The 13,183-nt window shown below is 63.3% G+C and carries 13 protein-coding genes; 6 read left to right on the top strand and 7 right to left on the bottom strand.

Annotation, left to right across the window (positions count from 1 at the left end; all coding sequences use genetic code 11):
- The first annotated feature begins 7 nt into the window (after positions 1 to 7).
- On the top strand, positions 8 to 637 hold the full coding sequence (locus PJ259_RS00310) for a LysE family translocator (RefSeq protein WP_059314185.1): 630 nt from the start codon (positions 8 to 10) through the stop codon (positions 635 to 637).
- Between the two features lie 19 nt (positions 638 to 656).
- Here the strand turns inward: PJ259_RS00310 and PJ259_RS00305 are convergent, their stop codons facing one another.
- The 6 genes from PJ259_RS00305 to PJ259_RS00280 form a co-directional block, all read right to left on the bottom strand.
- Positions 657 to 1,733 (bottom strand): hypothetical protein, encoded by a 1,077-nt coding sequence (locus PJ259_RS00305; protein WP_271654321.1) that lies wholly within the window; start codon positions 1,731 to 1,733, stop codon positions 657 to 659.
- Between the two features lie 98 nt (positions 1,734 to 1,831).
- Complete coding sequence (locus PJ259_RS00300; RefSeq protein WP_271654320.1) at positions 1,832 to 2,338, bottom strand: GNAT family N-acetyltransferase; 507 nt, start codon at positions 2,336 to 2,338, stop codon at positions 1,832 to 1,834.
- A 92-nt stretch (positions 2,339 to 2,430) separates the two neighbouring features.
- Positions 2,431 to 4,833, bottom strand: coding sequence for a TonB-dependent siderophore receptor (locus tag PJ259_RS00295; protein WP_271654319.1), 2,403 nt, complete (start codon positions 4,831 to 4,833; stop codon positions 2,431 to 2,433).
- Between the two features lie 420 nt (positions 4,834 to 5,253).
- Complete coding sequence (locus PJ259_RS00290; RefSeq protein WP_271654318.1) at positions 5,254 to 7,257, bottom strand: CHASE2 domain-containing protein; 2,004 nt, start codon at positions 7,255 to 7,257, stop codon at positions 5,254 to 5,256.
- Positions 7,258 to 7,267: 10 nt separating this feature from the next.
- Positions 7,268 to 7,897, bottom strand: coding sequence for an OmpA family protein (locus PJ259_RS00285; protein WP_271654317.1), 630 nt, complete (start codon positions 7,895 to 7,897; stop codon positions 7,268 to 7,270).
- Positions 7,894 to 8,343, bottom strand: coding sequence for a FecR family protein (locus PJ259_RS00280; RefSeq protein ID WP_271654316.1), 450 nt, complete (start codon positions 8,341 to 8,343; stop codon positions 7,894 to 7,896). Before PJ259_RS00280 ends, PJ259_RS00285 begins: the two co-directional genes overlap by 4 nt.
- Before the next feature lie 254 nt (positions 8,344 to 8,597).
- On the opposite strand from PJ259_RS00280, the gene PJ259_RS00275 reads away from it, so the two are divergent.
- Positions 8,598 to 9,164 (top strand): fructose-2,6-bisphosphatase, encoded by a 567-nt coding sequence (locus tag PJ259_RS00275; protein ID WP_059314179.1) that lies wholly within the window; start codon positions 8,598 to 8,600, stop codon positions 9,162 to 9,164.
- Positions 9,165 to 9,217: 53 nt separating this feature from the next.
- Here PJ259_RS00275 and PJ259_RS00270 read toward each other — a convergent pair whose 3' ends face one another.
- Positions 9,218 to 10,027, bottom strand: coding sequence for an inositol monophosphatase family protein (locus PJ259_RS00270; protein ID WP_271654315.1), 810 nt, complete (start codon positions 10,025 to 10,027; stop codon positions 9,218 to 9,220).
- 311 nt (positions 10,028 to 10,338) lie between these two features.
- Between PJ259_RS00270 and PJ259_RS00265 the strand changes: the two genes are divergently transcribed.
- From PJ259_RS00265 to PJ259_RS00250, 4 genes are all read left to right on the top strand, one after another.
- Positions 10,339 to 10,779: a hypothetical protein gene (locus PJ259_RS00265; RefSeq protein WP_271654314.1), complete on the top strand. Its 441-nt coding sequence runs from the start codon at positions 10,339 to 10,341 to the stop codon at positions 10,777 to 10,779.
- Between the two features lie 152 nt (positions 10,780 to 10,931).
- Positions 10,932 to 11,177, top strand: coding sequence for a hypothetical protein (locus PJ259_RS00260; protein ID WP_271654313.1), 246 nt, complete (start codon positions 10,932 to 10,934; stop codon positions 11,175 to 11,177).
- Positions 11,178 to 11,319: 142 nt separating this feature from the next.
- Complete coding sequence (locus tag PJ259_RS00255) at positions 11,320 to 11,634, top strand: hypothetical protein (protein ID WP_059314175.1); 315 nt, start codon at positions 11,320 to 11,322, stop codon at positions 11,632 to 11,634.
- 270 nt (positions 11,635 to 11,904) lie between these two features.
- Positions 11,905 to 13,176, top strand: a complete 1,272-nt coding sequence (locus PJ259_RS00250; RefSeq protein ID WP_423815078.1) for an ABC transporter substrate-binding protein — start codon at positions 11,905 to 11,907, stop codon at positions 13,174 to 13,176.
- The last annotated feature ends 7 nt before the right edge of the window (positions 13,177 to 13,183 follow it).

Here is a 13,183-nt window from a genome sequence, read left to right as displayed (position 1 = left end):
GACCGCCATGAACCTCGTCGATGCCCTGCTGTTCTTTCCGGTCGCCCTGCTCATCGCCCTGACGCCAGGCCCCAACAACTTTTGCTCCCTGAGCAACGGCATCCGCCATGGCGCGGTGACGGCTGGCCTGGCGGCGCTGGGTCGCGACGTGGCCTTCGTGATCTTCCTGGTGATCTCGGCGGTAGGCCTGGGCGCCATGCTGCTGGCCTCGGAGATGGCCTTTACCGTCATCAAGTGGGTCGGCGCCCTCTACCTGCTCTACCTGGGCGTGAAGAGCTGGCGCAGCCGGGCCTTCGAGGGCCTGGATCTGACCGAGACCAGTACGGCGCAACCGCGCGCACTGCATCGCCTGATGCTGCAGGAATTCCTCATCGGCATCAGCAACCCCAAGGCGATCCTGCTGTTCGCAGCGGTCTTTCCGCAGTTCATCAATCCCAACCAGCCAACGACGCAGCAATTCATCTACCTCGGCGGCACCCACCTGTTCGCCGAAATGGTCGCGGCCTTCATCTATGGTCTGTTTGGCCGGCAGATCCGCCGCTTCATCCGCGGCTCCCGCGGCGTACGCCGGCTCAATCAGGCTACCGGAGCCTTTTTCGCCGGCGCAGGCGGCCTGCTACTGACCGCTCACCGCTAGCCCTGCCGTAGCAATCCGCTCAGGATGAAGCCAGGCCCGACTGAGCCGCGCCCAGCTTCGCCAGCGCCGCTTCTATCGCTGACCAGGATCTTTCCGCGCTGGCTGCCGGCTTGACCCTGGCGGCCTCCCGGGCGGCCCTGACCAGGCGCACGAACTCGCTGTTCGTTGCGGCTGCCCGACCCGAGTCGGCCTCACTCGAACCGACGGCGGGCGACAGCCAGAGACGATCCTGCAGGCGTTCGCCCGCCTGACGCGCGAAATGCAACCGCCGCTCCTGCGCACCAGGTTCGGAATCGCCAGTCAGCCCCAGCGAAAGTGTCTTGTAGGCAGGTAGGCGATCGAGCAGACCTTGTTGCGCCTGGGTCGTACGCGGCCAGTCGACATGCAGTCCATCTACCGGGAGACCCGCGGCCAGACCAAGGTTGTCGGTCAGCTCCCCATCACGTACGGCAAGCAGCTTCTTCAATGGCTCGCGCTGCAGCAGGTTGTAGGCTCGTTCGAAGGCCGTGCGCCAGGTCAGTGGCAATTCCCGGCCAAGCAGGGGCTCGTCGATCTGAATCCACTCCACGCCCTGTTCGGCCAGCCTCGCGAAGATCTGGCCATAGACCGGCAGTAGCGACTCCAGCAGGTCGAGACGCTCGAAGGCAGGATCGAGAGAGCGGCCTAGCCACAGATAGGTCAAGGGACCCAGGATCACCGGCTTGACCGCCAGCCCGAGCGCTCGGGCTTCGGCAACCTCGTCGAACAGATACTCCCAGCTGAGGACGAAGGATTGCTCGCGAGTGAACTCGGGAATTCGATAGCAACGCTCGCCATCGAACCAGCGGCCGTCCTCCGTTGCAGCCTGAGAGGTAGCGGGCGAGGCTGCGCCTACCAGATAGGAATGGGCCAGCACTCGATCAGCCCAGCCAAAGTCGCCCACGGCGAGTAGCTCGCTGCCCGCGGCCTGCTGGGCACGCCACGCCTGCTGACGCTGCTGGCGCCGACGCACGAACAGGGCTGCGCGACGGGTGTCATCGAGGAGCGCCATCGTCGCCAAGGGCGCATCGCCGTGTTGCTCGATCTGCGAAAAACCCTGGGAATGAATCCTGACCATTGCACACCTCCACCTGACAAGGCAGAGATTGTCCTACCCAGACGCGCATGAAACAAACTCAGGTTTCTTGTGGCGAACTCAAGTTTTCCTCATAACCCTTAGGTGCCGGGCTTGAAACGCGCCATGCTGCAGACGTCGACGAATACCCCATCGCGCAGCGCATAGCGGCGCAAGAGACCTTCCTCTTCGAAACCCAGCTTGCGATACAACGCCAGCGCAGGCGCGTTGTCGCTGAAAACGGTCAACTCCACTCGCTGCAGATTCATCCAGTTGTCGGCGAGATCGAGCAGGGCCGTCAGCAGCTGAGTGCCTATGCCCTGCCCCTGGCAATCCCGGGCCACCCCCATGCCGAGGGCACCACAGTGCTGGCGGCGAATGCGCTGCTGCTGTTCGAGACTGGCACTGCCCACTACCCGGCCCTGCTGCAGGGCGACCAGCGCGATCCGTCCCTCGCGCTCGGCAGTCTGACGCTGCCGCCACTGCTCGGCGCTCTGATAGGGCAATTGCAGCACCTGCCGCGCCACGGCCGGATCGCCATAGAGGGCGGCCAGGCCCTCGGCGTGACAATCGGCATAGCGTTCCAGGTGGACGGTAGAGCTGGACATGGGCGGCACTCCTTCGCAGACGTCCGTAGCTTCGCCCAGGTCCGGGGGATGGGACAAGGGCGAAGCGTGAGCCTGCTAACGGAGTCGCGGGATCAGAGGGTCCACTTCAGGCTGAGCATGACGTTACGGGGATCGCCATAGGTGCCACTTCCGGTACCCGTCGGGATGCCCTGCCAGTATTTCTCGTCGAAGATGTTGTTGAAGTTGACCCGGCCATCCCAGTGCTCGTTGAAGCGGTAGCCGGCCATCAGACCCACCAGGGCATAGCTATCCTGCTTGGCCTCGCCGGTGCCAACGCGCTCGAAGGTCTCGCTCTGAGCCTGCAGATCGGCACCGATACGCCAGTTGCTCAGGCTACCCGTGAGTTGGTAGCTGGTGACGGCCTTGAACAGGTGCTTGGGCTGCTCGGGCGCGAAGCGGCGATCCTCGTAGGTGACATCCTTGGTGTATTGGCTAAGTACCAGGGTATAGGCTGCAGACGCCTGCCAGTTTGGCGTCAGTTGGCCGGAGATTTCCGCGTCGATACCGCGACTGCGGACCTCGCCCGCAGCGCTGTAACAGCTCTGCGCGGGGTAGCCAGGGCAGAAGGTGGCCTGATTGGCTGGCAGGTAGGCACGATTCTCCTGGATGGTGTCGAACAGCGCCACGGAGGCATTCAGCGCGCCATCGAAATAAGCACCCTTGAGACCGATCTCGTAGCTTTTGCCAGTCATGGGCTCCAGAACCGAACCGCCGGAGTTCTGCTCGCTTTGTGGCTTGAAGATCTCGGTATAGCTGGCATAGACCGAATAGGTGTCGTTCAGGTCGTAGATGATGCCGGCATAGGGCGTGACTTCGCGGGTGGCCTTGTAGTCGTTGTCGCTGTAAAGGTTGTCGAAGTCATACCAGCTGACTCGTCCCCCGACGATGACGTGCAGCGGGTCCACCGGATTGAAGCGCGCTGCCGCATACACCGCCTCTTCGGTGGTGGTGTTCTTGCTGGCATAGGGTGTCAGCGTGTCCTTGGCCGGCTTGGGGATGCTGCTGGGGCGGAAGTTGTAGATGTCCACCGGAGTAGCACCGGAATAGCCGCCACGCTGATAGAACTTATCCTGCCGCCGACTGATCCCGGCCATCAGTTCGTGCTCGCGACCCAGAAACTGGAAGGGCCCGCTCACCGAAGCATCAAGGTTGAGCTGATCGGAATCGGTGCGATAGGCGCCCGAAGCGGTACCAAAGTCACTCACCGAACTGTAGCTAAAGTCCGCGGCCGTGGACGTCAGGTAGTTGGAGTAGGTATCGGAATTCGCCCAGACCTGCTGCGCCGCCAGCTTGGCCTTCCAGCCGTTGTCGAAGGTGTGGGTGATGTCGGAGAACAGGGTGTAGTTGTCCTGATCCCAGTAGGCCCAGTCACCGCTCAGGAAAGTAGAGCGCGACAGGTGCAGGTCCTCGCCATTGGGGCCGCTGGGCAGGCTGCCCCAGTCGGAGGTCTTGTCCTCACGCTGCTTGGACGCGCCGATGGTCCAGGTAGTGGAGTCGCTGAGATCCGCTTCGAGGACGCCATAGAAGGTCTGGCGCTTGCGCTCGCGCACGTCCTGGAAGCTGTGGCCGTCCTCATAGGCAGCCACGGCGCGACCGCGCAGGGTGCCGGCTTCGTTGAGCTTGTTGGAGGCGTCGACCTCGGTACGGTAACGGTCCCAGCTGCCGGCGCTGGTGGTGACGCTGACCTGGGGGAAGGCGGTCGGACGCTTGCGCACCAGGTTCAGGGTGGCCGAAGGATCGCCGGCCCCGGTCATCAGGCCGGTGGCGCCGCGGACCACCTCGACACGGTCGTAGATGGACAGATCGGCCGAGGACAGACTGTCGAGGGTGAAGGTCCCGGCCGTGGTGGGCAGGCCGTCGTACATGACGTTGTCGATGCGGAAGCCGCGGGAGAGGAATTCCTGGCGGTCGCCGCCGAACCTGCGCAGCGTTACGCCCGGGGCGTATCTGACCACATCATTGAGATCGGTCATGCCCTGGTCTTCCATGCGCTGCCGGGTGATGACGCTCACCGACTGGGGCGTCTCCCGGATCGACAGGGGCAGGCCGGTGGAGGTACTCATGGCGCCGGTGGTGTAGGAGCGTGTCCCTTCGGTGGTCGTCCGGCCCATCAGGGAGCCATCGTCCGCGCTGATGGTGGTGGCCTCAAGCGCCACGCTGCCGGCCGCCGCCTGGGTGGCCACCGGGGCGACGGTCGCGACCTTGCCGGTGACCGAAGCGGCCAGGCCACTACCAGCCAGCAGGCGCTGCAGGGCGACATCCGGCTCCATCCGTCCCGACAGTGCCGGCGCGCGCTTGCCAACCAGGGCCGTGGCATCGTAGTTCACCTGAAGACCACTGGCGCGCGCGAAGCTCTGCAAAGCATCGGCCAGCGGCTGCGCCGGTTGGGACAGCGCCACAGGGGCGGCCTGGGCGAGGGTCGCCACGCCCAGGGATACGGAAAGCGCGAGAAGGCGGAGGGAGAAGAGCTGCATGTTGTGGTCGTCCTCTAGGGAAACACCGACCCGTCCGTACCCCACGTAAGGACTCGCTGGAGGCTTTCCAGGGACCGGTATCCAATGCCGTCTTGCGCGGCGGGACGCAGGCTATGCAACCTGGAAGCATCTGTAAATGCAAATTAATATCATAAGCGAACGCAAATCCATGCCGTTCATGGAGCAACCGCTCAAGCACAGCCCTTTCGAGCCCTTGGCCTTCCATCGCCTGCCGATAAGAAATTTCAAGAGAATGTTTCGTCAGGTGTAACAGGTGCCCAATGTCAGCAGAGCCCGGTATCTGGAAGGATCGCGTTGCTCCAGATTGGAGGACGCGACAGGGCGGGCGGGGCTATCACGGTGCAGTTGGATCCCACCACCCGTTCCGGACTGACAAGGGCCATGCCTCCTTGTCGCGCCCTACCCCCAGACCAGGCGCTTTGAACCTCCGGCGCCTTCATCGTGAAAGCGCTGGGCGATGGCCAGGATCTGCGGTTCGATGGCCAGAAAGGCATCCAGCACTTCGGGATCGAAGGTGGTGCCACGCATCTCACGCATCATCCGCAGCGACTCCTCATGGCTGAAGGGCTCCTTGTAGCAGCGGCGGCTGATCAGGGCGTCGTAGATATCCGCTACCGCCATAATCCGTCCCGCCAAGGGGATGGCGGTGCCGGCCAGCCCATTGGGATAGCCGCTGCCATCCCATTTCTCATGATGGGTGCTGGCGATCTCGGCGGCCAAGGCGAGGAAGTTGTCCTCCTCCAGGTGGCTCGCGGTGTTGAGGATGATCTGGCGCCCGAATTCGGCATGCCGCTGCATCACCTGCATTTCTTCCGGCGTCAAACGACCGGGCTTGAGCAGGATGGCGTCCGGCACGCCGACCTTGCCGATGTCGTGCAGGGGTGCGGACAGGAACAGCAGCTGGATGTAATCCGGTGTGAGCAGCTCTGGTGCCTGACCGGTGCGCCGCATGTACTCGGCGATGGCGCGGACATAGTGCTGGGTACGCTTGATATGGGCCCCGGTTTCAGGATCCCGGGTCTCGGCCACCGCCGCCATGGACTCGATGGTGATCTGACGCGAACGTTCCAGTTGCCTCCGCCAACGCTCCTCATGACGCCGTGCCAGGATGCTGCGGGTCACCAGCGCCAGGCCTGACAGCACCAGCACCAGCAGCAAGGGCGCCGCCAAGGGCACGAAGATGCTGAGACGCACGAACAACCAGGCGCTGAGCAGTTGTGGAACCACGATCAAGGCCACCGCCAGCAGCAGGAACAGGCGCTGACTGCGGTTGAAGAAAAAGCCTACGGACAACAGCAGGCCGCTCGCCAGACACAACAGCAACTGCAGCACACCGGCGAATTGCGGAACCCGCACCAGGGCCTCGTCCAGCAGATCCTGGGCCAGGGCCGCCTGCAGCCTTACGCCGGAAAAGATCTTGCCCAACGCCGTGGTATGCAGGTCATTGAAACCCGCAGCCGTAACGCCGACGAACACCACCTTGCCCTTGAGCGCGGCGGGCGCCACCGCCCCTTGCAGCACGGCCAGTGCCGAGACCTCCGGATAGTGCTGGGCACCGGCATGTAGACGCAACAGCGCCCGACCCTCGCGGTCGAGCGGCAGCCGGTGATCGCCCAGGCGCAGCGTCGGGCCGGCGAGTCCGTCTTCGATCACCCCCTGGGTAAGCCCCAGGGCGCGCATGCTGGCTGCGAGCGCCAGACTGGGATGCACGATGCCTTGATGACTCAGCAACAGGGGCACCCGCCGCAGGATACCGTCGCTGTCCCGCTGGCTATTGATGAAGCCGCTGAAGCGCGTCTGGTCGGCGATTGGAGCGACGCTGCTCAGGGCCCCACTCGCCTCGGGTAGCCTGAGCGCGTCCAGCGCGCCCGTGAAGCCAACGCCCGGCCGCAAGCCGCTCAGGTGAGGCGTTGGCAGGCCGAGAAAGAAGAAGCGCGCACCGACGGCGCCCGTCTGGCCCATGACATAGCCGAGATAGCCGTCGTTGTCCTGCAATTCCGGCGGAACCCCGGAGAAATTCAGTTCCACGCCGAAGTCGTTCTTGAAGCTCCGCTGCAGCGCCTTGAGCGATGTCCGATCCGGCTCGCTGAACAGCACATCAACGGCGATGGCGGCCGGCTGCGCCTCGGCGATGCGGGAGAGCAACTCCGCTACCCGGTAGCGTGGCCAGGGCCACTGCCCCAGCGCGGCGAGGCTGGCCTCATCGATGCTGACTACCTGGACGGCCTTGGCGTCTTCCTCGTCGGCCGAAAACCGGCTGAGCTGATCGTAGAGGATACGATCGAGGTACTGCAGCGGCGCCAGTTGCAGCAAAGCGCCCAGACCGAAGGCCAGTGATAGTCCCAGGCTGACCAGGAACATCCAGGGCGCTCGACGCCGCAGCGCGGTAGTGACAGCTTTCATGCGCCAGACTCTAGAGAATCAGGATTTCGGCGCGTCGGTTGCGCGGTTCGGATTTGCCGGCGCGCGCCGGTACCAGGGGAACCGTGTCGCCAAAGAACTCGACATTGACGCGCAGCTTGGGATCGAGCCGTTGCAGCAGACCGGCGACCTTACGCGCACGCTGGGCCGAGAGATCGAGGTTGTAGGACGGCGCACCCGAACCATCCGCATGGCCGAATACCGAGATTTCGGTCGGCAGGCGTTCGCGCGCAGTCTCCAGTACCTGAGGCAGGAGCGCCTTGGATTGGGGAGTGAGCTCCATGCTGTCGGAAAGGAAGTTGAGCACGAAGGTCTTGGGTGGCGAAGGCTGGGCCGCCAGGATCTGCTGATTCTGCTGCGTGAAAGTCGGCTGATCCACTGGCTGGGAAGCGGTAGGCGCTTGACCGGGCCGGGCCACGGTGACCTCGGCAAAGCCCTGGTCGATGGCCTGCCGGCCGGCAGAACTGGTGACCGAAACGGCGCCGACATGGCCGTCCTCATCGGGCATCAGTACCACACGGGTCTGGGGTGGACTGGCGCAGCCAGCCAGGAACAACAGGCCGCACAGCAGCAAGCTCGACAGCGCGCGACCGGAGGTCAGGCAAGCGCGGCCGCCCCTCATTGCGCCTGCACCAGAAAACGGGTGCCCCGCACGCCAATGGTGGCGGACGGCGTTTCGATCTTCACCGAGCCAGGCGAGACCTTGCCGATCTTGCCGGAAGAGTAGATCGCCGAGCCCTTGTTCAAATAGACCGAAAAGCCGTAGCGGCTGCTCTTGGGTTCGAACAGATAGTCACGCAACTGCACGTCCGCACCGCTGCCCAGGGTCAGCAGGGTACCGTCGAGAAAGACGATGGCTGCAGTGGACTCCGGACCCGTCTGCAGCCGATCGGCCACCTGCAACGTGGTACCGGCCTGGGCCTCCAGAATGGTCGCCTGGCGCAGTACCTTGACGCTGCCCGCGACACTCTTGATCAGGGCCACATGGCTGTCATCGGCAGCGGCCCAAGGAGATCCCAGCAGCTGCACGCCAAGCAGGCCCAGGGCGAATATTATTTTTTTCATCATTTCCCGGTCCGTGGATGAGTTGACCTAGTGTGGTAGCTGGGCACGATCAGAGGCTGGCGAGCCAGTTCAAATTGCCAGGCACGCAGTGGAGTGCAATCTAGAGTCGTGAACTCAATCACCTTCTACCAGATAAACAAGCCAGGCGGCACCGCAAGCAGAGCAAGTGGCACTTGGCTATCACTCATCGATCAGGGTGTAGCGGGACGAACGACCACGGCAGCGGTCTAGTGACCATCGTTTCCAGGTCATCCTTCATGCACATCATTCTGGTCCGTCACGGCAAACCCGATCTTTCCAGCAAAGCCCACTGCACACCGCGAGACATGAAGGACTGGGTGGCGCGCTACCAAAAGGCGCCGGTACCCGCAGGCCAGGAACCCGAGGAGACGCGGCGGCTGGCGCAAGCGGCGGGCTACGTGGTCAGCAGCCCTTCGAGCCGCTGCGTACGCTCCCTTGAATACCTGATGGGGCGAACCGGAAGCCCGGTCGACGATGTCTACGCCGAAGCTCATCTGCCGTATCTGGAAGTGGATACGCCGCGGCTCCCGGTCAAGGCCTGGCGCCTGCTGTTCAGGTCGGCCTGGTTCCTGGGCTTCGCCGCCCACACCGAATCCATCCGCCGCTCGTCAGTACGGGCCGCCCAGGCGGCCGACCGCCTGATCGACCTGGCCGAACGCCACGGCTCGGTACTGCTGCTGGGGCACGGCATCATGAACGTGCTGATCGCCTGGCAATTGCGCAAGCGCGGCTGGCGCGGCCCCCTGCATCTGCTGCTCAAGGACTACTGGAAGCCAAGCCTCTATCGCAAGGGAGACCGCTGACACCGGGTGACCCGCGCCATGGCTGCGCGCGAATGGGAAACACACGGCCTCGCTCAGCCATCCAGCGACGGGCCCACCAGCGCGGCGAGCTGGTCATAGACGCCGGGCGCGGCCACCAGCAGCGGGTTGCCATTGACCAGACCGTCGTTGCGCAGAAAGGCGTTGTGACAGCCGCCGGCTTCCTGGATCAGTACCAGGCCCGCCAGGCAGTCCCAGCCATGGATCAGGGTTTCGTAGTAGCCAATCAGGCGACCAGCCGCGACATAGGCGGTCATCAGCGCGCCGGACCCATTGCGAAAGAACTGCCCGCCTTCGGCCAGCAACCCGGTCACGAAGGGCAGGAAATGCTCCTTGCCGCGTCTGTGCGTCGTACCCAGGCCGGTCAGCCCCTGACGCACCGTCGTAGCCGAGTGGACGCGCAACGGCTGGCCGTTGACGAAGGCACCATGGCCGCGCAGGCCATGAAAGAGTTCGTCGTGGTTCGGGTCCATGATGGCACCGAGCAGCGGTTCACCCTGGTGCATCAGGCCGATGGACACACACCAGTTGTGCAGCCCATTGAGAAAGGGTGCGGTGCCGTCGATGGGGTCGATGACCCAGAGGTAGGCCGCGGCCAGATCGGTGGCGCCGCCCTCTTCACCCAGCAGGCCATCCTCCGGGAAACGCTCGCTCAGCCGCTGGCGGATGAGGTCCTCCAGCGTTTTGTCGGCAATGCTGACCACATCCTGCAGGTCATCGCCCTTGTGATCCACCTGCAGCGCACCACGCTGGCGATAGAACTCGAGCCCGACCTGGGCCGCTTCCCGGGCGATTTCCTGAACGGCGCGGTAGCGTTCGGCGATGGCGGGATCGATGCTGGTCATGGGATTTTCCTGTGGCAAGGTAAGGGCGTCAGGGTGCCAGCTCGGGCAGCGGAAAAGAATACTATCGAGCCTTCCGCACACCGTCTCGCGCCAGGATGACCGGTTCCAGGCGCGATGACGCCGCCTCAATATCAGCAGGCCAGCGGACAGTGCCAAAGGTAGGACTAGTAGCCATGGTCACTGGCATGTCATCTCGCTGTTGCAGGCTGTCGGGTAATGGCAATCGATACGGCGAAATGTGCAAGCGGACCGCACCAAATCCGCTGGCCGCCGTCAGAACATTCAAGAGCTCGATGTACCGGGAGGACGCCATGACCGCACACACTTCGCCATTCCACGGCAATGGTCAGCTGCAACAGTTGCGGCGACTGATCCCCAGGCAACATTTCGAAGGTCTGGAGCGACATCTGGAACTGTTGTCGACCGAATTCCCGCTGTTCGATCACCCGCCTCTGGTCATCCACTGCACGCTCGCCGAGACCCTGGAAAACCTCGGTATCCGGGCGTTCCAGTGGCAGGGCATGTGCGACATGCCCCAGCGCATGGCGCTGGGTAGTGCGCTGATGGGCGAAGGTTTCATGGCTCAATCCAGTACGCCCGAATACACCCTCTATCTCAACACCCGGGGCGAAAAGGTCCTGCTGCGTCAGGAAACGTCGGCTGGCCGGACGCTGGTCAGTCTGGTGTCGGATTGTCCGCCGCTATTCAGCTACCTGGCCGCCAAACACAGTGAAGCGGTACCCGTGACCTGAAGCGATCTCCAGCGCGCCGCCAGTGACGTGAACCACTGGCGACTCCGATGGCGAACGTGATCACAGTTGCGCATTAACGTCTAACTAATGGGGAACCAAATCGACGTTGGAATGGTAGATTCGCGCTTCGGATCTACCAGGAGACCCAAGGAATGGGACGTCGTATTCTGGCCAGCTTCATCGCTACCTTTGCCGCCCTCAATGCTGGGGCTGCCTCCCTCCCCGCCATGCCGCCGCTCAAGCTGGCAGATCTCACTCTCGAAAGCTCGTCCGCCCCAGCCACTGCCCTGCCCGCTGGTACCCAGGCGCGCACGCGAGATAGCCGGCAACCTGCCGACAGCGCACGTTGGTTGAACGAACGCCAGCCGCTGGTCCGAGAGCAACGCTGGGTGTTCTAGGCCATTCGATTGAGCCCGACGGACGGTTTCTATTTCGTATGCTTTTTATTCCCAGCAAGGGAATGAATAGCTATTTTCCAGGTCCGTCTGGTTCTACGGGCAACTCATTCGTCTGCCCTTTTGACCTGCATGCGGAGCCGTCATGAAACGCCTGTCCTTTCTCTTGTTCGCCGCGCTGACGGCATGCAGTTCTGCGCCCGTCTCTCCGCCGCCAGATCCGTCGCTATTCGGTGGTCACACCCAGGACCAGCTCAAGCAAAGCTTCGGCTCGCCGCAACGGGTTGCCCAGCTGGATCACCTGGTGGTCTACGAATACCGCAACCTGCGCGCGCCAGGTAGTACGACCCCTGTCTACTCCTTTCTCCTCGAAAACGAGCGGGTGATCGAATCCACCCCGGGAACCTTGCAGCTCTATCGCGAGGACGGCATCACCAAGGTGCGAGCGGAAAGCCTCTAGCTAGACCGCGCAAGCCCGGAACGGAGCAAAGAACCGCCTCGAATCGATATGCAAAAAAGTACAGCTTTTGGTGTCTTCCAGCATTTGTTTCCCGAGCGGCAACGGGCTGTAATCCATCCGTGGCTTCCGCTGCAAGGGCCGTCATAGCGGGCTGCGTGGTGGGTTACAACAACAAGAACAGCGTCTGCTGCAGTGGCACAGAACGCGGAGTGCAAGATGAAAACAACACCAAAAGCGCTTTTATTGTCCGCTGTCACCCTCTCTGCCGGCATGGCGTTCTCGCTGTCTCTTCAAGCCGCCGAGACGGTTACCATCGCCACCGTCAACAACAGCGACATGATCCGCATGCAGCGGCTGTCGAAGACCTTCGAAGAACAGCATCCCGACATCAAGCTCAACTGGGTCGTCCTCGAAGAAAACGTCCTGCGTCAGCGCCTGACCACCGATATCGCCACCCAGGGTGGTCAATTCGATGTGCTCACCATCGGCATGTACGAAACCGGTCTCTGGGGCGCCCAGAACTGGTTGGAGCCGATGAAGGATCTGCCCGCCAACTACGACCTGGAAGACCTCTTCCCGTCGGTTCGCGAAGGCCTGTCGGTCAAGGGCACCCTCTATGCCCTGCCCTTCTACGCCGAAAGCTCCATCACCTACTACCGCAAGGATCTGTTCCAGCAGGCCGGCCTTACCATGCCCGAGCAGCCGACCTGGACCCAGATCGCCGAATTCGCCGGCAAGCTGAACAAGCCGGACAAGGACCAGTATGGCCTCTGCCTGAGAGGCAAGGCTGGCTGGGGTGAGAACATGGCCCTGATCACCACCATGGCCAACGCCTTTGGCGCTCGCTGGTTCGATGAAAAGTGGCAGCCGGAATTCACCGGTCCGGAGTGGACCGCGGCCGCCAACTACTATGTCGACAACATGAAGAAGTACGGCCCGCCCGGGGCGTCCAGTAACGGCTTCAACGAAAACCTGGCGCTGTTCAACAGCGGCAAGTGCGCCATCTGGGTCGATGCCAGCGTCGCCGGCTCCTTCACCATGGACAAGAGCCAGAGCAAGGTAGCGGACAGCGTCGGCTTCGCCGCCTCGCCGCGCGAGGTCACCGACAAGGGTTCGTCCTGGCTGTACGCCTGGTCGCTGGGTATCCCGGCCACCTCCAAGCACAAGGACGCGGCCAAGACCTTCGTGACCTGGGCCACCTCCAAGGATTACGGCAAGCTGGTCGCGGACAAGGACGGTATCGCCAACGTGCCACCGGGTACCCGCAAGTCCACCTACAGCGAGGCCTACCTGGCAGCGGCGCCTTTCGCCAAGGTCTCCCTGGACATGCTGCAGCACGCCGACCCGGCCCATCCCTCGGCCAAGCCGGTGCCCTATGTGGGCATCCAGTACGTGACCATTCCCGAGTTCCAGGCCATCGGCACCTCGGTCGGCAAGCTGTTCGCCGCAGCCCTGACTGGGCAGATGCCGGTGCAGCAGGCCCTGCAGGCGGCCCAGCAGTCCACCGCCCGGGAAATGAAGCGCGCCGGTTATCCCAAGTAGCGCTGGA

The sequence above is a fragment of the Pseudomonas sp. JBR1 genome, from assembly GCF_028198185.1.
GTDB classification, from domain to species: Bacteria; Pseudomonadota; Gammaproteobacteria; order Pseudomonadales; family Pseudomonadaceae; genus Chryseomonas; species Chryseomonas oryzihabitans_E.
The sequence above is the reverse complement of the archived record's forward strand: the minus strand, read 5'-3'. Positions and strand labels throughout refer to the sequence as shown.